We start from the raw sequence: 24,146 nt of genomic DNA on the forward strand, positions 1-24,146 counted from the left end.
CAACACCGTGGGTGAACTGCGGCGGCCGCTCTATGCGCTGGTCGTCCCCCACGAGTTCGCCACCATCGAACTGCTGGCGCCGCACCTGCGCGGGCTGGAACAACGCGACCTCGCCCTCGCCACCGCGCTGCGACACCTCTTCAGTTACCTGGCCGCCCCGGCAAAGGCACGCACGACGCCCCAGCATGTCGTCGCCGAGATCGTCGAGAAGCTCGACCAGTTCAGCGCCGCCAGCTACAACGGGCGGGATCTCGACTATCTGCTGGAAGGAAACCGTCGTGCCCACGCTGGCGAAACGCCCTACCAGCGCCCTGCTCCCGCATCACTACACCCTGCCTTCAGAGCGGCGGGGTAGCAGAGGAAACACACCGCCGCGGCTCATCGCGATCGTCGGCGTGAGAAAATCACTCGACGCAATGTTCCCGACGCGGCCCACGCGTCCAGTCCTGGAGTCCACGCATGAAAACGAATCTCATCGTCCTCATCGCCGTGCTGATCATTCCTCTGGTTGCCCTGGGTGCCGGCCTGCTCGTGGAGCGCCTGATGGGTCCGCGTGCGCGCAGGCAACGCCGCACACTCGGCAGGCCCCGCGCAGGCCAGCGGCAATCATCCACACCGCCGAGGCGCGGGGCGCCTCAAGGCTGACCCGGCTGCCGCGCGGCGTTGACTGGGACAGAACGATGCTGAAATCGCTGCTGTCGTGCACTGAAGGATGAGTGCCCACAAGTGGCGACGACCTGGACTGAGTGACATGTGCGACCCAATCAAGTCGTTCGCCAAACGCCCGATTTCCACTGCGCTTGATTAACTGCGGGTCACCGAGCGCATCAGGAAAGGCGACTCGCAGTCGTCATCGGCCAACGCCGGAACCAACCGCACTCAAGGTAATCAGTATCGCCGATCGAAGTGCTGGCGCAGTTCAAGAGCGTCGTCTAGGCAGCGGCGCTTATCGGCAAATTATCGCGACGGCGTTGCTAGCCAACGTCAGGCTGGCGATACCATCGTCGTGTCGATTAATGCTTGCATGTGTTCGTGCAGTAGCCTCGGGATTTGCCCACCCGTGAGGAGCACACCGGCCTCCATGTTCTGCTCCATTGCATGCCCCGTCAGGTTGGCGCTGGTGATGAAGCATACGTCACCGTCGGCGACCGCGACCTTTGCATGAACCCGCCCATCCGCGAACTGGGCTGCTCGTTCACGCCAAGCGTAGAGCTTCGCTGTGGGAACGAGCGTCCGCATCTTGCCGCTCACGTCGAACGACATGCTGCCACCGTGATCCTGCGACGACTCCAGCAGCATCGAGATGCTCACGCCCCGCGCGCTCGCGTCGTTCAATGCCTTCACGATGGTCGAGACGTCGTAGGCCACGAAGCTGGTGACGAACAAGGTTTGCTTGGCCGCGCCGATGACTTGCAGCAGCGCCTGCTCGGTGCGCCGGGCGGAAACGAAGGGCGTTGTCGGCCCCGTCCATACGAGTTCGGCGGACTGGTGCTTTGACACGTTCTCGAACGCATGGCTGGCCGCGAGCAGCATCGAGGCCAGTTCGCCGGAACCGACCGACGTGACTTGCCACGCCTTGACGAGTCGTTCGACGACGGCTTTGGCCGTGGCCGTGCCGACGAGATCCGACAGGGCGACGTTGGCCTTCACACCTTCGATCTTCCGAATCGCGCCCGACAGTGCTCGCACCTTTTCCGGCGAAACGAGACAGACCACGGCTGTGATGGCTTCCAGCAGCCTTTCCATGTCACAGTCCCGCGAAGAAGGCCGCATCCCCTCGGTCGAGGGTCTGCACCAGCAACGATCGGTCGAGGTAACGGTTGCCCCGTTCACACGAGGTCTCGGCGACCAGACTGCACGCATGGCAGGCCGCGGCGTGCAACGAACGGTCTTTGCCCGGATCGTGCTCCGAGCAGAGTGGATCGGACGAGCAGATCTTCGAGCGATTGAGCGCCTGCCGCAGAAGCCGACCGAGATTTTCCGGTTTGCCGAGATCGACGAGGCCGCCCAGCGTCCCATCGGAATCGGCCGCCGCCGTGTAGATGAGGATACCCGCCTGCGGATTCGCACTCGACACGTCGGCGTAGATGCGTTCGCGGATGCTTGCCGCGTTGTATCCGCACTCCAGCGCCAGTTCGCGGATGAGCAGGTGCGAGAGCGTGTGAAGCATGGCGTAGCGGATGCCAGGGTAGCCTTCGTTCGGATCGAGGTGACGCGAATTGCGCCATCCACGATGGCCACCTTCGAGCATCCCGTCCACGCGCTGGACGCCAGGCTGCGCCCCCCACGTCTGCAGCGCCGCTTCGTCAAACTGGATGAAGATGCCCTCGCCGTGAACCTGATTCGCGGGAACCCAATCCGGCTTGCGACGCGCGAGGCTCGCCATCTGTGGGCGCTCGTTCGGATCGCTTGCTTCCTCGGGCGCTTCCACGCGGGTGAAGCCCAGAAGTGCATTGACTTCGCGGAGCCTCTCCAGCAGTAGCACTCTGCCGATCCGATTCTCGAAGCCGGGCGGTGTGGCCACTGTCTTGCTCATGAAGTGCGGGTAGTCGGCAGGCGGATTGGCCGCCGTCAGGACCTCCCATTCCGGCCTCTTGATGTCGGCTTCGCCGACGATCTCCTGTCCACCGCCGTTGCGATGGGCCTCGATGGCCGCCCAGATGTCCGATGTCGGGTACTTGTCGATGCCCGGCAAGACCCCGGTCTTTTTCAACGTCTTCACCGTCACGGCTACGGCGGCCGCGGAATCCAGATCGTCGAAGAACTCCCAGCCGTCCTGAATCAACTGGCCGAGCGGGTCTTTGGCCTGCGGAATGGCGAGCGCCGACAGAGTGATCGGGAACCAACTGTTCGTCGAACCCAGCAGGACGGCTCGCGCTTCCTCGTCGCATTCCTCGTCGAAATGATCGAGGTGGGGATGCCTGCCTCGGCAACTCGGCAGGTTTTCCTTCCCGGCCTTGCCGAAGGCGTGCGCCATGCTGCGCGATGCGCCGCAGGCATCGCACTTCACCCACAGGTTCTCGGTCTGCAACGAAGCCCCGCTCTCGAAGAAGCGCAGCGCTCCCTTGCACAAGCTGTTGCCGCCATGGACGAAGTAGTGCCACGGGAAGTCATCGAGGTGGCCATCTCTGCAGGCCAAGAGGAAACGCGCCGGAACGGCATCGGCATCCTTCGCGGGCTGGTTGCCCCTGGAACCTCGGCATCCCTTGTGGACGAAACGGGTTCGCTCCGGACGGAACCGGTTTTCCTTGATTTCGAACAGCCCCGCATCGAAGGGCGACAGCAGACCGCACTTCACGCAGCGCATCCAGCGCGGAAACGGGCGCACGGGGACGCCGATGTTCGCCTCCGCCGACCACGGATCAATGAGTTCGGTCTTTTGGAACGGCGGCATACGCAGGCTCTCCACCTGCAGCCCAAGGACCTTGCGGACGGCGGCGAGCAGGCGCGGCTCACCGATGGGCTGGCAGCGATCCCTCTCCCACTGGTCGATGCCCAACGTCACCACCGAGAGGCTTGGCAAATCGATCAGCGCGCCCGGCCCATATGTCCAGAGCAGTTGACTGGGACGGACTTCCCCGACGGGTGTTCTATTGGTGGTCATGGTCAGTCCTCGTCCTTCGGCACCGGACGCGGCTTCCACCCGTGGTCGTCCGGGATGTGTCCCGTGTTCATGATCAGGCGCACGCCCGGCTCCACTTCGCGCATCGACATCGGCACCGTCCAGTTGTCCCACGCATGGATGCCCGGCGACTTGGCCATCCCAACCATCGTCGCAGCTTGCGCACCTCGCTTTTCGTAAACCAACGTGCGACCGGGAACGCTCACTGCCTTGGTCCATTCGTCCGCACGTTCCTTCAGTTCACGCTCGGCCAGATTCTTGATGGCGGTCGACTCGCTGACGTTCCAAGCCCGCCGTACCAGCACGTCGATGGCTTTGGTGATCTCCGGCTTGTCGGACTTGTCCAACTCGCTCGCCCCCACGTTCGGGCTGAAGGCGTCGTTTTCCAGACGCATCAGGGAGAGCAGCGCGCCGGTCAGGCCGCGATCCATCGCGCGTGGCGAGAAAGGCGTCACCGATTGCGCTTCCACATGCTTGTAGAAGGTCGCGTGGTAGTGCTCGAAAGTTTCATAGTGTGAAAGGTCGCGCGGACGCGCCCACGTGAGCACCGTGCAGACCAAGCCGGGGAAGGAACGGCCCACGCGGCTGGTGGCTTGGATGTATTCCGCCGTGCCCTTGGGCTGGCCGTTGACCGCCATCAGGCCCAAGCGATTCACGTCCACGCCCACCGACAGCATGTTGGTCGCCAGCACCACGTCGATGGCACGAATGTCGCCCTCGTTCCATTTCGTCACATACTTTCCGGTGGCCGCATCGAGCGCGGCCTTGAACTTGACCTCCAGATCGTCGAGGTACTTCGGGATGTCCTGACTGGAGACGCGCGAGGTCAGCTCGCGGATGTTGTTGACGCTGCGCTGCGCAAGCGCGGGCCGTTCGACCATGCTCATTTGCACGCGGTAGGAACGTGTCTGCACGTCGTCTTCGGCCAAGCGCCGCATCCCACCCAACTCGCGCAGCGAATTGAAGTAACCGACCATCGTCATGTACGGATCAGCGGGTTCGCCGAAGCAATCAAATAGGGCCTGCGCGGCGGTGAGGAAGGCGGTATAGACGCGGATCAGCATTGCGGGCCGCGAGCTGCCGGGAGAGCACATGCCGAGATAGCGCCGCCCGGGTCGCTCTTCGATCGGACGCTGCACCGAAAAGTAGTTGTCCTCCACGTCCAAGCCATGCGGTGGGAACACCGACACGCGCCGCATGAACACGTTGTTCACTTGTTCCTTTGCTTTGCGCGCCGTCGCCGTGGACGCCACGATCTTCGGTTTGACCGTCTTTCCATCGAGCGACCACCCGCACAGTTCATCGACGGCGGACTCGTAGAGGCCGACCATCGTGCCCAGCGGCCCGCTGATGAGGTGGAACTCGTCTTGGATGATCAGGTCGGGCGGTCGAATTGGGGTAACGGGTTTCACGGCTGCAGCAGGCAACCCCTTGGTCGCCCGGTGCCCGGTATTGCATTCGCAGCCGGGCCATAGCAAGCCGTGACGCTCGCACTCCTGGTTCACTCGACCGAACAGTGTGCGCACCTGACCGCGCCACGCCATCATGGCGAACTTGTCCACGGTGGCGATCATCATCGTCGGCGGGCGGTGGTAGATCTCCTCGTCCACCGTCAGCACCGGAATGCCCGGATACGGCGAACTGCTCGACCTGCCGCGAGAGAACGTGCAACTGCTCTTTTTGTCACCGCAGTAAACGATCGTTCTGCCGCGATCCTTGTCGACGACGATGTCTTTTCCGGGGTCGATGGAGGAGCCACACCAAGGGCAACTGGTGAGCTGAAGGGGTGAAGTACGTCCTGCCTTGTTCTTTCCCGAATCACGTAGAGCTTGAATGGCGTAGTGACTTTCCTCAGTCGTGCCCGGCGTCACCTTGTTGCCGACCCACAGGCCGATGGTGAAAGGCTCCTTGCCGAGCGACTCATCACCTTGAACGAGAGCATCTCGCCGAAGCTTTTCCATCGCGCAGATCAGCGCGGTGGCGCGCTGGAACTGCTGCAAGGTCAGCAGGCGCAGCGTGTAGCGCATGATGACCGCCAGACCGCGCGAGCCGTCGTAGCCCCCGAGCTTGCCTTGCAGACGGCGGATCGCCATCGTAAACGCCGCCACGCCCAGATAGGCTTCCGTCTTACCGCCGCCGGTGGGAAACCACAGCAGATCGGCATGGGCTTCCATCGGCTGCACGCGATCCAGATGCGTGGGATCGGCCAGCGAGGGAATCGACAGCAGCAGGAACGCCAACTGGAACGGACGCCAGCTCCGGTTCTTCGGCAGGTCGAACTGATCGACCGTCACGTCACGCCTACGCCGTACTTCGAGCGCGTACAGACTACGCACGCGCTGGATGGCCATCGCCCGGTTGGCGAAGCGAAAAGCGGCCAGCGCCTTGTGGTCGCTCTTCAGCGTGTCGATGCCCTGCTGCAAGCGTGTCTGGACTTCCTGACATCGATCCAGCGCCTGCGCGGCCTGCGTGTCATATCCGACTACTTCCGCGCCGATACGCCCGCGCTGTTCAGCAATCCACGCCGCGTAGTCCTTCGTCAGCACGTTCAGGGCATCGACCAACTCGGTGACTTCCAGTGTGGCGAGCCGCTGCATGTCGAGCAGGCCGCTTTCCACCATCTGCTTCATCGCCGGACGGTCGGCGGGGTCGAGGCCCGGCGTCTCCGTGACCTGCACTTCGTACTGCGGCAGCACGGTGGTGCGCACCTCGGTGGCCAGCGTCACGTCGTCCGCCGTCTCGGCGTGGACGGCGACGCCATGTCCAACCGCGAACTCCACGCGGTTGCGGTAGATCATCTCCAGAGACTCGCGCTCCGGGTCGTTTCCGTCGGCGTCCAGCACGGGGCGGCGGCGGAAGATGGCACGTTTGGATGCCTCGGCCTCCGCGCGCACGATCAGTTCCGGCTGGAACAGCCAGGCACTGTCGCGGTTGGTGTCGGGTTCTTCCTGCGCGTTGATGAGGAACAACGTCACCAAGCGGTCGCCGTTGGCGTTCTTGGCGCGGATGGAGCCTTGAATCCGCACTGCCGGACGGTTCGCATCCGGTGCCTGATGGGGAATGATGCCTTCGGTGAGCGGCAGCACCAGCTTCCCGCCGCAGGGGATGCGCTGCCAGACCTTGGCTTTCTGCCCATTGGGCCGCGTCAGCTCGTGTTCCTCGTTGGGCACACGCTCGTAGCTGCCCCAACGTGCCTCGACCTCGATGCGCTCGGCGTCGCCGTCGACGCAGAAGGTCATGCCGAAGCTGCTGGGCACCAGCGATTGATTGCTGGCGGCATCAATTTCGTCGGAAGCGTCCGATTCGGGTTCCACCCGCCCCGTCGCCGTACCGAACTCGGCACCGGGTTCGTGCTGGCCGGGCACGATGGGGTCGGTGGATTCTTCGACATCCTCCTCGGCGAGCGGGCCTTCCAGTCCTTCGATGCCACCTGGGGCATCCTCACGCGGTGCCAGCTTGCCGACCAGATAGCGGTCGCGCACGCTCATGTCCACGATGCGTTCGTGCAGGCCGCCCGCCGGGCCGAGCAGGTCGTCCACCACAGCCAGTTGCAGCAGCTCGCGGACGTAGGCCCGATCCTCGACTGGCGGCACGCCGCCGACGGTCTTATGCAGCGCCGTGGACAAAGCCGCGACGAACTCGTCCCACTGGATGCGCCCGAAGTTCCCCGACGTCGGTGGGGCCAGTGAAACGCTGGCGATCGGCACCGGAGTGTCGGCGACCGACAGCCGATCGAAGAAGATCGTGGTGGTTTCGAGATCGGAACGAAGCCGCAGCACACGCCCGGCGTGCATGATCTCCCCGGCGGGGTTCAGCACGAGCACCCAATCGTCCTCGGCGATGGCCTGATACAGCGAGCGGTCGTCGTTCAAGACAAGGGTGTAAGGCGCGAGCCTGCGATCCGTGCCGAGACAGTGATCGACGGCGATCCATGCGTTGGTAACGCTTGCCGTGCCCGTATTCGAATCCTTTTTCATCATCGGTCTCCATACAGCTCCGTGTGATCGACACGTTCCGGCGTGCCATACGTGATCGGCTCGATGTCCCGATGCGGGACGACACGAGCGATATTTTCGGCATCCTCCGTCAGCCCAAGCGCCACTGTCAGCCTATCGCCCGCCTCGATTCGCCGCGAATTTCCTGAGGTCGGATTCAACTCGATGAGCCGGAAATGGGTCGAAGAATCCCGCTGCCGCCCCACGAGCAAACTCACTTCTCTTTGCACCACCCCGATTGCTCGACGATACAAGTCGCAATTCGCGCCACCTCCGGTAACGAATATCGGCAAGCCCTCTCGCCAAGCCGCACTACGCGGGTCGCCACGTGCGTTGGTGCGTGTTCCATTGATGACCCCGACGATGCAGCGGACGACTTGCCCCATGAACTCCTCATCGACCTCTGCGACGGCGTCCGGTAACTTGCCATTTCGTTGCCCAAACTCATCGGGCGATTCAACGGGCGCTGCGTCGTTCCATGAAAGATCGAGGCCGAGTCTGGAATGGCGGTTGTGACGCAGATAGTGAGTTCCGAGTGGACGTACCGCAGAAAAGAAGATGGGGATGCGTGGTGGAGAGGCCCGATCGTTTCGCAAAACGACATTGAACGTCGCCACGTCGAGGGTGGCCGCACCGATGTCGATCAGCGCGTGCAGGCCGTCCTTCACCTGCGGAGATCCCAGATACCCCGCGATTTGAGCGATGAACTCAGGCACGACACCCGGTTCTGCTTCGAGGTCTATCGCACGATCGGCCAACGACCATGCAGCCACGACATCCTGTTCTGCGATCCGATGTTCCGCCGCCAACATCCACGCGGTTCGAACGATGAAGCGAAATGCATCGACGACCTTGGGGTTCTCGTGCGGCTCGGTGGGACAACCAATGTTCAGCTCCCAGCGTAGCGAACGTCCTACGAGCTTTCGTCCAATTTCCGCGTTCCGGTACAAGAACGCCCTCGCGTAGCGGATGACCAACGCCAGATACGCAACGGTGGCTATCGGGCACTCATCCGACTCGGCCATCTCGATGGCCGGCAGCTTGAGGTTCCCTCGAATATCGGCATCGGTGAGACGCCGCCAGCAGAATTCGCCATCCGGCGCGCGAACGACGAAACCGGGAACCACATAGCGCCCGGTTTCCGAATCGTCCCCCGTGACGGCAGACCATTCGACGGGCACCAGATCGACACCTGCTCGAATCGCCACTTTCGTGAAAGCGGTGCCGAAATCCACCCCGACCCTGACGGCCATCGGTGCCGAGCGTTCGCCTCGATGTTCGGGATGCTGCAAAGATCTGCCGATGTCACTCCACTCCGGCATGTTCAAAGCACATCCGTCGTCGATGCGGGGCTTGAATGGTGGTGGCAGTACGCTGGGCCGTGCCGACGGCTTGGTGGCAGGCGCTACGACTGCGACCGTGGTGGAAGATTTCTGGACGAGATTCCGGGCAGGCGGTTTCTTCGGGATCGGCTGATCGCCAGCCAGCCACGCTGGCGGTGGCTCGAAGTCGAGCTTGGGCGGCTCCTCACTTCGTTCCTTGTCGCGCCCCGACCCGCGTAGTGCGTTTTTGAGATCCCGCAGTTGATCCTTCCAACTCTTCATGAACGACCTCCCGCCCGCACCACGTCCACGAGCAAGACGCAGATGTCGCGCGTCTCAGCCGAAAAAGCCTGACTCTTGCGCTTGAGCGTCGCTCGGCGGGTTTCCATCCGGGCCAGAAAGTCCTCCATCTTCTTGCGTTCGGCATTCGCCAAGCCCTTGCGCCGCTTGCCATCCGGGCTGCTTCCATACAGCGACGCATAGGATTCATGATTACCTATCCGCTTCTCGAACCCGTCGCGCTTCTTGCGGATGTGGTCGTCCAATAGCTGAGAAAGCACGTCGGCGCGGTCTCGGTTCTCACGCCATTTCTCATCCTTGATCGCCTTGTATCGATCTCTGAGCATTTCCTCGCTTCGTTCTGCGGCAGCCACCCCGGCATCCGGAGGGACATCCACTGCCACCGTCGGCCAGTCGTCGCCCGATTTCCTGACCAAGTCGAGCAAGGTATCCGCCAGCCGATCGTCGAGGGGCGGCTCTCGGTCGAGTGGTACGGCAGCAACCAAGAGATGCTCCTCCTCCTTCACGCCGGAAAAGCTCGCCAGTCGGGTCATCAGCGCATATCGGCCCGCCTCGATGCCTTCGGCAGTGACTCTGGCTGCGTAGAGCGGAAAGCGATCCTCCACCCCTCCTGCCTTGCGCGACAGGAAACGAACGATCGGATGGAAGCGATGGACGATCTCCTCGCCGGATTTGGGCTTGTCGGTGATCCTGTCCGTAAAGCGGCAACGCTTCGTCTGACCAGAGGCAAGGCCCGTCTTCCCGACAAGATTCTCCCGCCTCACGAATTCATCCAACTCCGCAGCAATGCCGGGACTCAAGCCGATGTCGAACGTGTCGGCATCACCATGTGCCGCGACGAGCCGACAGCCAGGGACGTTCCTGAGGCATCCATCGACGTAACGAATCAGGTCGTGACGAGTGACGATCTTTCCATCGCCGCGCGCCGCTTCGATCTGCGCCAGCAATTGCTGACCATGAGCCACCAGTTGGATCGCCTCTCGCTCCAGTTCTTCCTGTTTGCGCTTGGCGTTCTCGATCGCCAGCGCCACCTCCTCGATCAAGCGCGCTTCTTCATCGACGGTCAGATGCTTCGACAACAAGATGTCTTCGAGCTTGCGGACTTGACCGAGGATTTCCTCCGTTTCCCCCAAAGTGCTCTCGAAAACGCCGATGCGCTTGGTTAGCCGTGCAATGATGAGTGCATCGATCGTGTCCTTGTGGACGAAGTTCCACACCAAGATGCGCTTGGACATTTGACCGATACGATCGATACGCCCGATCCGCTGCTCAATGCGCATCGGGTTCCACGGCAGGTCGTAGTTGACGACGAGACGGCAGAACTGCAAATCCACGCCTTCGGCGGCGACGTCCGTGCAGACCAACACACGGCAGTTCCTGTCCTCTCGGAAGGCGGCGACCACGGCTTCCTTGTCGAACTCCGCCCCGCCCATCAGCAAACCGGCCTCCACGTTCTCGGCGGAAAGCCGCTCGACGAGATAGCGCGCCGTGCCCCGAAAGGTGGTGAACACGATGGCCTTGGCTTCTCGATCCTCGGCCACGAATCGCTTGAACGCCTTGGAAAGCTCGGCGAATTTCGAGTCGTTCGTGCTCAGGTCGCCGAACCCGAACTGGGGCAGTGTTCTGCTCGCCAGCCACTGTTTGAGGCCAGATGTCCGTTCGGCCAGCTTTTCCTCGTCTTCGTCGATTTCGTCCATCGCCGCCGCGAGGGCGTCGGCGTCGAGGCCGTCGTCGCGCCAAGTCCGCAGCAAGGCGGCCGGACTGGATGCAACCATGCGCTGCGGCGTGGAAAGCAGGAACCCATGCTCAATGCCATTGGCCAGCGCATACTCCCGCGTTCCTTCGGTGATCGCCTGGTAAAGCTCCCGCTCCACGGGCGACATTTCCGCCTCGAACACCGTGACGTCACGCAACACGCGGTCGGACTGCACCTCCCGCTTGCGCGTGCGGCTGACGATGTACGCAAGCAAGTTGAGCCGTTCGAGTTTGGCGGCGATGTCGATGCGCCTGTCGTTCGTCCAGTCCTTGATCGACTCCGCTTCCTCAATCAAGCGATCGACACGCTCGGATCGCTCGAACCATCGTGACGACTCGATTTCGCGGATCGCCGCCATGATCTGGTCGGCATCGCTCGCCGGATCACGCACGACGTCGCTCGCGGCGATCACCGGGCGATTGGCGAGGACGACGTTTCGAAAGTCCTCCGGATACTCGAAATGATCCGGGTCGAGCAGCCGCAATACGTTGAACAAGTCGTCCGAACCGAGGTTGATCGGCGTCGCCGACAACATCAATTGGTGCGTGCTGACATCCCTCAGCAAGCTGCCCGTCCGCCACACGCCCGTTTCTTCGTTGCGCATGTAGTGCGCTTCATCGAAGATCACCAAGTCCAGCAGCGGGTCTTGATCGGCATGCTGGTAGAGCAAGTCGGCGAGCCGTGCACGAACCGATCGCTTGGGCTTGTCGCTCTCGTTGGCATCCCAATCGCTCGGCACGCGGATGCCTTGGTAGCTGACGATCCATGCGCGCTCCCGATGCTCGGTCGAAGCCAGTTCCTGCCGCAACGTTTCTGCATCGACGACACGGGCATCGAGGCCGAAGCGCGAGGAAAGCTCGAACCGCCACTTCTCACGCAGCATGGCGGGGCACACCACCAGCAGGCGGCGCATGTCGTAGCGGGCGCGCAGCTCCGTCCAGATCAGCCCCGCTTCGATCGTTTTGCCCAGACCCACTTCGTCCGCGATCAGCAGGCCATTGACGGGCGAGTCCAGTAGGGTCAGCAGGGGCTTGTATTGATGCGGGTAGAAGTCGGTCTGAGTCAGGCCCATTGCGTAGACGACGTTCGACAGTCGCCCGGCCAGATGGATGTGCGTCAGCAACTGGCGCAGGTCATCCACCCGTCCGTAACGTCCTTCGCGGATCAGTTCCAGAGGGTCGTCACCGCCCGCATCGGCCGCTACCAATTCATCCTCGTAGTGCCAGTCCAGACGCCCATTCCAGTTCACGCGATACTGAGTTCCGGATGTACGCGCGCGTGTCTGATCGGTGACCGTGCCGATCTTGGCCGGATCATCGATATGGCGAACGAGTTGACCAGGACTCCACGGCATGCCTGGGCTCCTCACGCTTTCCTGATCGAAACGAGGGTTCCCAAATGCGCCATGTTCTGCGCACGGGTCTTTTTCTTGTAATCCAGTGCATCACAGACCGCCTCAATCTTCTGGCAGAAGATGTCCGCGTTGAGCGGAATCATCCAGAGATCGCCGCTCGGCTTATCCCGATTGGTGCTCTGCCACTGCACTTCGTCGTTGAGGGGGTGCTCAGGTCGGAAGGGATGGACGTTGAAAATCTTGTGGTCGATCTTGGTGATCCACGAAGCCCCGACTTCTGTGATCGCACCCCATGAGACTTTTGTGTTTTCACTGGTCACGAAGAGGACGAAAATCTTCTGGGTCGAGTAGCTCTCGACGAAAAACTCGCGGAGGTAGTCGTAGACTCCGCGACCCTCGGGTACGCGGCACACTTCGTCGTCGCAGTTGGTGTAAAGAATGCCATCCGACGGCACATCATTGAACACCAGCATCTGGTAAATGATGTCGGCAAAAGCCTTGTCGAGGTAGGTCTGGCTGATGAGGATTTTCTTTTTTTGGGAATCGACTGTCGCCTTCAGACCGAGGTCAGGGCTGTTGTCGTTGATGGACTTGGAGATGGCGTCCTCCATTGCCTCGCGCGAAACATTTACCCCCAACTTCGCCAACGCAGTAGCCGCTTCCTCACTGGCTTTTCTGCGGAAGGTGTCCACTGCAGCCCTGAGCTTTGCCTCGTCGCTCCTTTGCGCTCCCTCTTTCTGCTTCTTTTTATCGGCGTTGACGATGTCCGTATATGTCTCGCGCCGCTTGAGAATATCGGCGAGCAATTCACCTCGGACATACTCCCGAACGGCTTCGTAGCGTGGGTCGTCGGACTTGTAGCCTTGACGGTTGCTCAGTGCCATATCTGGCAACTCCGTCAACTCGAAAAGATCGACGTGCAACTGCCCAACAACATAGACCTCGTTCAACTTGTTCTGACCTACGACGGGCAAAATGTTGAACTCGCCCATCTTTTCATTGGCGAACAACGAGACGAAGTTGTCCGGGAAATCGGTCAACTCCGCCTTTCTTCCTCGTGTGCTCTTGTACGCGCCGATCCAGCCTAGAACTTCCAACGAATACTCATGTTCTTTCCCATCGTTGGCTTTCACGATGATCGGTATCGCTTTCGTAGCCTGCGCCGCGACGAGATCGGCTCGCCGGTCCGGATGACTGTCCGGCACGAGATCGCACAGCGGCTTGAACTTGTCGCCGAGCGTGACCAGTGCGCATAGCTCGCCCATGATGTTGCGGTCGAAGTCTTCGATCGTCACCTCTTCGTTGGCGCGTATTACGTGAATCCGGAAATTGGCATCAATCAGCGGGAATATCTTGAGAAGGTTTCGCTTTACCGCATCTAGGGTCTTGTGGAGGCGGTACTGCGGATTGCGCATGATGATGGCGGAGCCGTGATCGGCGATGCGCTCGAAAACGATCTGATCATCCGGAATCGCCTTCAGGTCATGACCATTCTCTGGATGACGGGTCAGCACGAAGCCCGACTTCTCCCCATTTACGATCGTCAGGACGTCGACATCCTCCGAAACCGAGAGCGCGGCCAGTTTGCCGACACCCTTACGCCCCATCTTGCGGCGGGTACCGGATTTCGTGAGCGATTCTATCTCGGTCGTTCGGGACACCCCGGCGACGTTCAGGTATTTGGCGATGTCACCCGCCTCGTATGACATACCGTGCCCATCATCTTCGACACGAATGTCGTCCTTGCTGGAAATGATGTAGACGTTCTTGGCGTCGGCGTCATACGCATTGGCAATCAGCTCCGCCAGAACGTAATAGATGTTGGTGTAGAGATTCGGCCCGAGCAGTTCCAGAATACGCGGATCGACGTTCAGTCGGTACTGTTTCATTCTTCTCCCCCTACAAGAAGTCGATAACGAGCGCCACGCCGCTCGCCTTGGCGCTCGACCTTGCCACTCGCGATCAGGTCGGCGATCGTGGTGTTCCATTGGCCGTCTGTGATGCCGGTGCCGGCAAGGACCTCGGCTTTGGCGTGCCAGCCGGTATGGGCGCTCAGATACTCGACGATGGCGTGGACAGGTCCTGCGCGGTAGTCGGCGCGGTGCTCAGCAACTTTGAGGTATTGGCTCTCGTTGGCGGGAGTGGCATCGAAGTCGAGCGAGGGTTGAACCGTTGCGACGCTGGCGGTTCGACCTGCACTCGCGGTACGAGTCGAAGCGCGTGGCGCGGCGTCGCCATGCAGACCCTGGGCCACTTCTTCCTCGTATCGCTGGCGGTTCAGTTCCGACAGGCGGCGCAGCACGTCGACGCGCGCGGTCTCCGAGATGGTGAAGCGGACGCGGTCGTTCTCCGGCAGATATGGAACTTTGTGGAAGCTGTGGTCGAGACTGAGGTCGTCCCAGCCGTATGCGCGTGCGACGGCGACGTCCATTTCGCGCTGCAATGCGCGCAACTCTTTGATGCGGGGATCTTGCTCAGTGTCAGCGTGGAAGCGGTTGTAGAGCTTTGTCAGGCCAATGCGGTCTTCAGCCATCAAGTCTGCGCGCAACCGATGCAACTGCATTCCCAGCTCCTGAAGCTCGCTGTAAGGCCGGTTCGGGAATGCAAATGTTTCAAGAGCATTCCCAATCGAGTACTTTAGACGCGTCTCTAGACGTGAGCTATAAAGGCGCGCCCACACCTCGTGAATGGAGGACTGGCAGATTGCCAATACCTCACTATCTCGAAATACGACCGCTCGCTCCGATACCACGTACTCACTTTGGACGAGCACATACGAAAGGTGCTTGGTTACCTCACTGCAAACCATAACCTTGGCTCTTTCGCCGCTATCGGAACTCCATCCCTCAGGGTGGCGCTCGAAATACCGACCGCGACCGATGGCGTGGTAAAGGCCAGGTCGCTTCTCACCGAACTGCCACCAACGCTCCGGCAATGGCTTCCGAAGAACAAACTCGCCGCGTTCGTTGAGACGCTGACGCTCGGGCTTGACTCGCTCTTCGATTCGCTGCCATGGCAACTCGTATTCTTGTGCTCTTTCCTTTGGCCAGTCCCAGAAATTGATCACCCACCGGCTTGGGCGCTGCTCGGGGTCTGAATTGAGGTCTTCGCCATTGATGTAAGGAAAGATCACATCGACGTTTCGCGGATCGGCATCCAGCATCTGCTGCGCTTCATCAGGTGAAAGCACGAAACCCATACCAAGCACGTAAGCACCTTGATAAGCAGTGCCTTCGTTGGCCTTCAGCCGTTTTGGACTCCAATCCTCACGATCAGACAGAAAGGCCGATATGAAGGGCACCGACCGTCCAAGGAACGAGCGCTCACCCGACCATTCACCCTTGTGGACATGCACGCGACTGGTGACGACCGCCGCCTTTCCTGGCCAAGGTTCGTTTGGGTATGCTGCATGGATGACGGCACCCGCGCCGACCATTGCTTCCAATCCAATCCGCCGTGTGTCGCCTTCCGCGATGGTATTGACTGCCAGCAGCCCGAATCCGCCACCTTCTCGCAGCAGGCTCCACGCCCGCAGAAAAAAATAGGCGACCAGATCTGCAGAGCCCCGCCGCCTTTCGGCGATATGCGCGACCAACCAGTCGCGATAGGCCGTGCCAGCGACGCCGGTGATTCGTTTCCCGCCAAGAAAGGGCGGATTACCTACCATGCCGTCGAAGCCGCCGCGTTCACGCGCGAAGACTTCCGGAAACTCTAAGGGCCAATGAAATGGCCTACGTGCGGGCCTGTCGGTAGGCAGATCGATCGAAAGGGCGGCAATTGATCTGCTACGCATCAAGGCGAGGACATCGCGGTCGCCATTGATAGCCTGCTCGGCCTGGACGCGCAGCGGTGTCAGTGCATTTTCAAAGTCAATGTCACTACCACCCGATGCGAACACCGCCGCGACGAAAGCGTCGGCGATGTACTCTGGCAGTTCGAGCTTGCGGCGCGCATTGGCGTCCAGATGAGCCATCGTCTCCACGTCGCGGATGTCGCGAATGGGGATTTCACGCAGGCGCTGCCGCAGTTCGATTGCTCCGCGCACGGCTTGCTCAATGTTCTGGCCGAACAGCGGCCGCTGGCGCTGGCCGGTGGGGTTCACCGAAAGCTGGGTGAGTTGTTCCAGCCGGTGAATGCCGATCAGGCTGTCGCCGCAACGAAGGTTGTGGTCGAGGAAACCGAAGGGCCGCCACTTGGCCAGCGTCACCAACCAGATCGAGAGTTTCGCAAGTTCGACCGCCAGCGGATTCAGATCGACGCCGTAGAGACAGCGTTCGGCGATGAGACGGCGGGCGACGATGGTGCGCGCTTCGGTGTCACGCGGCAGTACCTCGACGTTGGCGTCGGCATCTGCTACCCGCCCATCGATGCCAACGGTGTGGCCCTGCGCCTCGGCTTGCGCCCATGCCTCCACCAACCGGTCGGCCAGCCATCGGCAAGCTTGCACGAGGAACGCGCCCGAACCCATCGCCGGGTCGCAGATCTTCAGGTCGAGCAATTCGGCAGGCGATTTCAGCGCCCAATCCGCGCGTGGAGTGCCGTGCGCCGGGCCGACGTAGGCGATGGGCGTGAGCGTCTCGGCGACGATGGCCTCGGTAAGCGATTTCGGCGTGTAGTGGGTGCCGGTCTCGCGCCGGTCCGAGCCGGTGGTGACGATGAAGGCTCCGGCGGGATAAATCAGCGGATAGCCCCAAGGGTCGGTGCGCACCAGATGGCCGAAGGGCTTGATGCGGTCGCGCAGCGCCGTATCGCCGTGGCAGGCCGTCAGCATGCGGTCGGCGAGCGCATCGTCCACGGGACGAGCCAGATCGTTGCGTACGCGGCTGGGGGAACTGCCGGAACGCTGCTGGAGCAGTTCGGCCAAGCGCGCGGCACCGTCCAGCCGAGCGGATTCGAATTCGGCCAGCGTGACCCACGGCGACTGCGCGCTCTTGGTGGCGTCGAGTTCCAGTGTGACCTCGGCGGTGCGCTTGACGGTGCGTTCCAGCAAGCCTTCATAGACGTAGCCGATCTGCTCGACGTCCAACGCCCGATACGACAACGTGCGCCCCTGGAATTGCTGGATGGCTTCGAGCAGCAGCAAGACTGTGCGGTTGTCGATGGGCAGCGGCTTGGCGACGTCGGTGCGCCAGTCCGAGCCACGGGCGCGGCCTTCGAGGAAGGGAAAGCGATCCGGGTCGAACAGGGAGCCGCCCAGCGCGGGCTGGCGCAGGTTTTCGTGCTCGATGCCACCATACACGGCGCGGAAGACGGCCAGCAGGCGCGACCAGGCATCCCAGCGACGTTCCAGAATTTCGTCGGATTCGGCACGCAACTGCATGCGCAGGGTCGAGATCGCGTAATTGGCTTCGTAGCATTCGTCGCCCAAGAGCAGCAGGCCGCGCTCTTCGGCGGAAAGCAGGAAGACCAGCCGCATCATCACAGTCAGCGCGGCTTCGTAGAGTTCGGCTTCCTTCACGCCGCGCAACAGCTCGCGGTCGCGGTCTTGGTCGGCCTTGTCGAGCGACTGGATGAGCACTTCGACCGCGCGCCGCACCTGCTCGCCCAAGGCGTCGGTCACATCGTCCTGGAACTTCAGCGAGCGATCGAAGAGCGCGGGCAGCCGTTCTGATTCATCGACGAAGAAACGCCGGATTCCCAAGAGGTGGACGAAGGCTTGGAGGGTGATGGATTCCTGTCCCCAGATGCGCGCATACCAACTGGCGAAGGTAGTGACTGCGCCCACGGGCGCATCGACCAGCATCCAGCGTTCGCCGTTGGTCACCAGACCGAGACGGCAGCCGGTGGCGCGGCAGAGCGACGCCATGCGCTCCGCCGGCGTGCAGGCCCAGCTGTCCAATTTCTGCGTGGCATCGAGTTCGACGTCCGGCCGGTAGGCGTGGACGTGCATCAGGGCGGTATCGCCATTCCCGACGACCGCGAAGTCCGGCGACAGGCTGACGCCATGTTCGGGTAGAGCGGCGGTCAAGTGTGCGGCGCACCAGTCCTTGCGTTTGAGCACGTCGCCGCGACCGTCCTCGTCGAGTTCCAGCCCGCGCGACAAGACCTCGTCGATCCATGCCGCGTGCAGGTCGGCGAAGCGAGGATCGTCGGTTTCCAGCGCCTCGCGCCATTCGTCGTAGACTTGGCGTAACCGCTTGCGTTTGGCTGCATCGAGTTCTTCCAGCCCTTGCGGGAAAGCTTCCTTAAGGACGGGGACGGCGAGGAAGGGGCCGGAAATCTCGATGAGTGATAGCCAGTCGTGATGGATATCGCTCACGACGACACCTCGTTAGGATCAGTAACAGCTTGCCCCAGAAATTCCTTAAATAAATGATTCAATAGGCAAGGAGGCTGCTGTTTCCTAAGAGCTTCCCAAGCACCAACACCAGAAGGTGCGAATTGACCCCAAGACGAGGGGTAACCAAGCTCACTCAACGCATCTTCGAGAGTTCGACCTCTCGAAATGAAATTCTCTTCCGTGAAATACCACCTTGGATCGACGACTGTGCGAAAAGTCGAGTAACACTCAAAGACGAGCGCGAGCAATGATTTGAAAATTTCTTTGCATGCCGAGACAGCATCCACCAGCGCTAATCGCCCGCCCTTACGCGCATCGGAAATCGCCAAAACATGGGGACAGTCACGAGAGAACATCTGCCTGGAGAGATGCTCCCGAAGATGTTCGAGCGAAACTCGGTTCAGCGGGTTTCGCCCCTTGTGGACAACATCGTTTCGAACTTCAACGAAATACGTTGCGAGTTGATCGGTCTGCAAGGATTTCCGAGCTTCTTCGTACCAATCATCGAATCCAGCAACTCCGCTCATTGCCGCCTGAAGAGAAAAGGTGACACTTCTTGATGCGGATACGAAAGCACTAAAAAAACAGGAAGCTTCAAAGCTCATATGGCTGGATTCCTGTAGCCTCTTAAGAAAATACTCGGCTTCAAAAGCCTTGTCTTCGACCACACCGAAGGAATCAGTCATCACTGGGCTCCTTGCATGGTTTCTGGCACGACGAAGATCACCGCGACCGGGAATGTGCGGTCGTCAAACTTGTCGTAGCGGGCCTCGATAGCCTGCGTTTCCATCCGGCGCTCATCAGGGATGCGCGCGAGGCGTGCTTCCAGCGCGGCGATGTCGCGCCGGAGCTGTGTGCGCTCGTCCTCGGTGAAGAGCGAGAACTGCTCGGGTTGCTGTTCTTTCTTCAACTCGGACTGGATCGCCTTTTCCAGCTCGTCGAGCACGGTGCCGATGTCGTCGATTTCCTGCTGCTTGCGGTTCTGGAGCGTGTTTGCCAGGTAGCGGAGACGTTCTTTGGAACGGGCATCGACGGCCTTCAGGATGGCCTCCTGCTGACGGTCGAAACGGACGCGGAGCGCGTCGAACAGGGAGGGAGCCGCCGTGATCGGCTTCGCTTCGTCCAACCACTGCTGGACACGGGTGACCCCTTCTTCGCGGCGGAACGATTGATCGCGCAAGTAGCCGCCCGATACCGTCAGTTCTTCGTGCAGCCGATGGTGGTTGCCGCCAGTGACGACCAGCCGCGAAACGACGACCACGGCGAGGCCATCGACAAGTGCATCCGGCACGGTGCGGACGGCGACACGGTGCAGTTTCTTCACATCGTCCTGCGCCCAGATTTCGGCGCGTAGCAAGCGCAGGCACATCTGCGCCAAGCGATGATTCAAATGGACGAGCACGACGTCGTCGCGACCACTGGCGACGGCGTGGTCGAATGTGATGGGCCGTATCTTCTGGGTGTGCGGGTGACGCAGCCCTTCCAGACAGCGTGCCCACGACCCGGACAGAGCGGGAATCCGGAAGACGCTGCCCGAAGGTGCGCCCGCCAGTTCGACGGGCTCCAGCGGCGGACGACCCGCCAACGCGAGGCCGGTCTTCACGGCCATCAGGACGTGGTCTGGTGTGAGGTGGAAATCCTGCTTGGTGGCGAGCAGGCGCTCGTGCAGCTTGGTGACGCGTTCTTTCAACTCGCGTTCGGCGCGAACGAAGTTCTTGGCTCGGGAGATCCGTGCCTCAGCCAGGCCGGTGTCCAAGTTCTTCAGGGAGCCTTCGATGAGGCCGGACATCTGGGGTGCAATGACTGGATTGACGCTCCCCATGTCGGCGCGCATCGAGTCCAGTTTCCTCAAGGCACGCAGGATGTCCTCGCCGTGGCCGCCGACCGACGTGCCGTTCGCGTCGCCGCCATCGACCGGATGCCAGATCAGCACTTCTTTCTCGCGCTGCCCGTGGCGGTCGATACGTCCGTTGCGCTGCTCCATCACGTTGGGGTTGTAGGGAATCTCCAAGTGGATGAGCATGTTGCAGTGGTTCTGCAAGTCGATACCTTCGGACGCCGCGTCGGTAGCGAGCAGGATGCGCACGGGCGAATCCTGCGGAGAGGCTTGGAACGCAGCTTTGATGGGTTCGCGCTCCTCTTGGGATAGGCCTCCGTGAAGTAGGCCGAGGCGCTCACCGCCGAAGCCATGGCTGGCGAGGATTTGCTGCATCCACTGGTGCGTGGTGCGGTATTCGGTGAACAAGATCACCCGGCGGTCGTTCCAGTCACCGTTCGTCTTGAGGTTCGCCGTGAGCCAGTCGAGGATGGCTTCGGCCTTGGAGTCGATCTGATTCCTGGCTCGTTGCGCCCATGCCCGCAAGTCGTCGATCATCGCCCGTTGCTCTGGAGTTAGCGGCATTGAGCGACGGGTGGCCTCCTCAATGGCTTCGGCTTGGGCGTTCTCGACTTCCTGGTCATCGGCATAGTCCTCGTCGGCTCTCAGGATGGCCTTGTGCAGGATGCGATCGGCCATCGCGTCCGCCTTCACGGGTCGTGCTGCCGCCAGCGACGCGACGTGCTTTTCGAGCGTGGACGCGAACGCCGCTGGCGACGAAAGCAGACGTTTCTTGAGGATGCGATTGACAAAGGCCGTGCCGAAGCCGTTGCCAGCTTTCTCGGCGTCCTTTTCGCGGCTGGCGCAGTAGTCGTCCAGCTTGCGGTGGATCTCGCGTTCTTCCGCCGTGTACGGTACTTCGAGCGCCTGCAAGGTGCGCCGGGCGTACAGGGGGTTACCGTGCGCGTCGACCAAATCGCTTTTCAGGCGACGGATCATGACCTGACTCAGGCGCTTTTCGTCGGGGAGGATGTTGCGCGCGAAACGCTGGTCGTCGAGCAATTCCAGCAGCGAGGTGAACGACTCGGTGTAACCGTTGTGCGGTGTCGCGGTCAGGAACAGGCGATGCTGGAAGTGCGGGCCAATGGCGCGAACGAAGCGCGTGCGCTGGCTCTCCAGCGCGTAGTGCGCGCCTGCGGCGGGAGCGACATTGTGCGCTTCGTCCACGACCAGCAGATCGAACTTGCGCGGATGGCCGACGTGCGACGGGATCGCGTCGCGCATGGCGCGCAGGCCCTCACCACCCTTGACCCAATCAATCGACGTGATGAGGCGCGGGTGCGACGTCCATGGATTGGCGTGGATGCCGCGGTCGCGCCGCAGCCGCTTAATGTAATCGGTGTCCACCACCCGGAAGTCGAGGCCGAACTTCTCCAGCATCTCGACGTGCCACTTCTCCTGAAGCGACGCGGGGCAGATGATCAGTACGGTGCGGGCACGGTGCCGCAGCAGCAGTTCCTGGATGACCAGGCCAGCCTCGATGGTCTTGCCGAGGCCGACGTCGTCGGCAATGAGCAGGTTGACGCGCGCCATGTCGATGGCGCGCACCAGCGGGTCGAGCTGGAAGTCCTCGATGCTGACGCCGCTGCGGAACGGTGCCTGTAGGAAACCTCTATCGGCATTGGTGGCGGCACCCCATCGCACGGCATCGAGAAAGGCTTCGAGCGCGTCGGAGTCGTCCTGCCCGGTGATGGAAGGAAGGCCCGCACGCTCGATGACTTGTGCGCCGGGTTCGATCTCCCAGATGACTTCCAGCTCCTCGCCGAGACCGTCCTCGTCGATCGACGAGAGCGTCACGCAATGTTGGGGAGTGTCGGTATCCAGCCGAGCGGAATCGACATCGGCCACCACCCACTGACGACGGCGCACCTCGACGAGCTGCCCCGGCTCGGGGCGAGCGCGATATGTTTCAGTTTGCCGTTCGTTCTGGACGCCCATGTGGTGGCCATCTTCCTTTTCAGTTCTTCTCGTTCGTGTCGGACGACGAGGCACGATGCTCCGTGTCGACCTTGGCAATCACGCGCGCGGCGGCTTTGGCGGCCTCGGCCGGAGAATCGTGCGACCAGAACCGGAGCACCATCCAGCCGAGTGACCGCAAGCGATCGTTCGTGTCCGCGTCCCGCCGCCGATTCGCTTCGATCTTCTCTCGCCAGAACTCTGCGTTCTGCTTGGGCCACGTAGCATGTTCGGGACAGCCATGCCAAAAGCAACCATCGACGAAGACAGCGATTTTGCGACTGGGGAACGCCACATCAGCGACGCGGCGCGGGTTCTTCAGCACCTCGTAGCCGACCCGGTAGCGCAACCCGATGCGGTACATCTCCCGACGCAACGCCAACTCGACATCCGTACCGGTCTGCCGCACGTTCGCCATGCGGCGACTGACATCGGAAGGCGGACGTACGAGTCTGGGCATCGGCAGTCCACGTCAGTCCGTCACCGCGCGATCAATGCGAGGTGCCGATCGATACTGCGGGCGATGGCACGACCGAGATCGACGGGAACCGCGTTGCCGATGAGCCGCCCGAGCACCTTGAAACTCACCTCGCCATCCGGCGGGATGAATGCATAGTCGCGCGGGAAGCTCTGCAAGATCGCGGCTTCCCGCAGGGAGATGGCTCGATCCTGCTCAGGGTGACCGAAGCGACCGTTGCCGAACCCGTAGCACTGGGTCGTCATGGTCGGCGCAGGCTTGTCCCACTCCATGCGCCCATAGACGCCCGGATAGGTGCGCCCGCTCTCGACGCGGTGGCATTCGGCGATCAAGTATTTGGGCCAGTCGCGCCACGTGCCGCCGGGCTTGGAGACCTTGATCCGCTCGAGGTTCGTTTCAGACAGCGTCGAGGTGACGTGCATTTTGTCTCTGGGCGCGGATTCACCGGCGCTGAGAGGACGCAAATGCGCAATGGCCTGCCGCACGGTCTTCGGCTTCTCGTGCGTGGGCGGGATCATCTCGATGCTGCCGTGCTTAGAGGCCAGCAACACCATCCGCCGCCGTAACTGCGGGACGCCATAACGAGAGCTATCAACGACATCGAACCAAACCTTGTAGCCAAGCCGTTTCAACGTATCCACGAAGTCGTGGAACACCTCGTGCTTGGCGACGGTCGGCACGTTTTCCATCGTGATGACGTCGGGCATCGTGCCTTCTGCGAGACGTGCGAACTGGTAGAGCAGGCCCCACTTGCCATCCTTGCCATCGAGTTCGTAACGCTGGGCGTAGGTAGAGAAGGGCTGGCAAGGTGCGCACCCCGCCAAGATCGTCACGTCAGCGTCGCCGAATAGCCCTTCGATTTCTTCGGGCGTGACTATGCTGATGTCACGTTCGAGGAATCGGGCTTTGCCGTTGTTCTGTTTGTAGGGGAAGCGGCAAGCGGGGTCGAGATCGATGCCCGCGACGACGGGAAGCCCCTCCAAGATGAAGCCATGCGTCAGCCCGCCCGCGCCGCAGAATAGATCGACACAAGCAATTTTCTTCTTCACGTCAATTCTCCTGTTCTCGTTTCGACCGCCGCATGAGATCCCTTCAGGTCAACGCAGGCTAATTGTCAAGACCCGTCTGGTTCTTTAATCGCCTGACGAAGATTTCGGGATGATTTTTGCGCCACAGGTCCATGGTTTGTCGAGGCGTGCGGTGACCC

The 24,146-nt window shown here is 61.6% G+C and carries 13 protein-coding genes; 2 read left to right on the plus strand and 11 right to left on the minus strand.

Translation table 11 applies throughout. The annotated features are described in order from the left end of the window. Together AC2VLV_RS06330 and AC2VLV_RS06335 are read left to right on the plus strand one after the other, a co-directional pair. A partial coding sequence (locus AC2VLV_RS06330) for a hypothetical protein (RefSeq protein WP_486989162.1) occupies window positions 1-355 on the plus strand: 355 nt, incomplete at its 5' end. A gap of 104 nt (window positions 356-459) precedes the next feature. Continuing rightward, window positions 460-645 carry a hypothetical protein gene (locus AC2VLV_RS06335; protein ID WP_486989163.1) on the plus strand — a complete coding sequence of 62 codons (186 nt, stop codon included), beginning with the start codon at window positions 460-462 and terminating at the stop codon, window positions 643-645. 339 nt (window positions 646-984) lie between these two features. Here AC2VLV_RS06335 and drmC read toward each other — a convergent pair whose 3' ends face one another. From drmC to AC2VLV_RS06390, 11 genes are read right to left on the minus strand one after another with little or no spacing between them, the layout of a single operon-like run. After that, the gene (gene drmC / locus AC2VLV_RS06340; RefSeq protein WP_486989164.1) at window positions 985-1,746 is read right to left on the minus strand and encodes a DISARM system phospholipase D-like protein DrmC; all 762 of its coding nucleotides are present in this window, start codon (window positions 1,744-1,746) and stop codon (window positions 985-987) included. A 1-nt stretch (window position 1,747) separates the two neighbouring features. Then, a complete protein-coding gene (gene drmB / locus AC2VLV_RS06345; RefSeq protein ID WP_486989165.1) occupies window positions 1,748-3,604 on the minus strand; it encodes a DrmB family protein in 1,857 nt (618 codons plus the stop codon). A gap of 2 nt (window positions 3,605-3,606) precedes the next feature. After that, window positions 3,607-7,602 carry a DISARM system helicase DrmA gene (gene drmA, locus AC2VLV_RS06350; protein ID WP_486989166.1) on the minus strand — a complete coding sequence of 1,332 codons (3,996 nt, stop codon included), beginning with the start codon at window positions 7,600-7,602 and terminating at the stop codon, window positions 3,607-3,609. Continuing rightward, window positions 7,599-9,221 carry a hypothetical protein gene (locus AC2VLV_RS06355; RefSeq protein ID WP_486989167.1) on the minus strand — a complete coding sequence of 541 codons (1,623 nt, stop codon included), beginning with the start codon at window positions 9,219-9,221 and terminating at the stop codon, window positions 7,599-7,601. The genes drmA and AC2VLV_RS06355 overlap by 4 nt, the downstream gene beginning before the upstream one ends. Further along, entirely contained in the window at window positions 9,218-12,349 is a 3,132-nt protein-coding gene (gene drmD, locus AC2VLV_RS06360; RefSeq protein WP_486989168.1) for a DISARM system SNF2-like helicase DrmD, read from the minus strand. Before drmD (AC2VLV_RS06360) ends, AC2VLV_RS06355 begins: the two co-directional genes overlap by 4 nt. 11 nt (window positions 12,350-12,360) lie before the next feature. Further along, window positions 12,361-14,238 carry an ATP-binding protein gene (locus AC2VLV_RS06365; RefSeq protein WP_486989169.1) on the minus strand — a complete coding sequence of 626 codons (1,878 nt, stop codon included), beginning with the start codon at window positions 14,236-14,238 and terminating at the stop codon, window positions 12,361-12,363. Continuing rightward, window positions 14,235-18,608: an Eco57I restriction-modification methylase domain-containing protein gene (locus AC2VLV_RS06370; protein WP_486989170.1), complete on the minus strand. Its 4,374-nt coding sequence runs from the start codon at window positions 18,606-18,608 to the stop codon at window positions 14,235-14,237. Before AC2VLV_RS06370 ends, AC2VLV_RS06365 begins: the two co-directional genes overlap by 4 nt. Then, window positions 18,605-19,315, minus strand: a complete 711-nt coding sequence (locus AC2VLV_RS06375) for a hypothetical protein (RefSeq protein ID WP_486989171.1) — start codon at window positions 19,313-19,315, stop codon at window positions 18,605-18,607. Before AC2VLV_RS06375 ends, AC2VLV_RS06370 begins: the two co-directional genes overlap by 4 nt. Continuing rightward, window positions 19,315-22,443, minus strand: coding sequence for a DISARM system SNF2-like helicase DrmD (drmD, locus tag AC2VLV_RS06380; protein ID WP_486989172.1), 3,129 nt, complete (start codon window positions 22,441-22,443; stop codon window positions 19,315-19,317). The genes AC2VLV_RS06375 and drmD (AC2VLV_RS06380) overlap by 1 nt, the downstream gene beginning before the upstream one ends. A 19-nt stretch (window positions 22,444-22,462) precedes the next feature. Then, window positions 22,463-22,921 (minus strand): very short patch repair endonuclease, encoded by a 459-nt coding sequence (locus tag AC2VLV_RS06385; protein WP_486989173.1) that lies wholly within the window; start codon window positions 22,919-22,921, stop codon window positions 22,463-22,465. Window positions 22,922-22,941: 20 nt separating this feature from the next. Continuing rightward, window positions 22,942-23,988 carry a DNA cytosine methyltransferase gene (locus AC2VLV_RS06390; protein WP_486989174.1) on the minus strand — a complete coding sequence of 349 codons (1,047 nt, stop codon included), beginning with the start codon at window positions 23,986-23,988 and terminating at the stop codon, window positions 22,942-22,944. Window positions 23,989-24,146 lie beyond the last annotated feature (158 nt).

It is taken from the genome of Thiomonas sp. TH-17, from assembly GCF_057473305.1.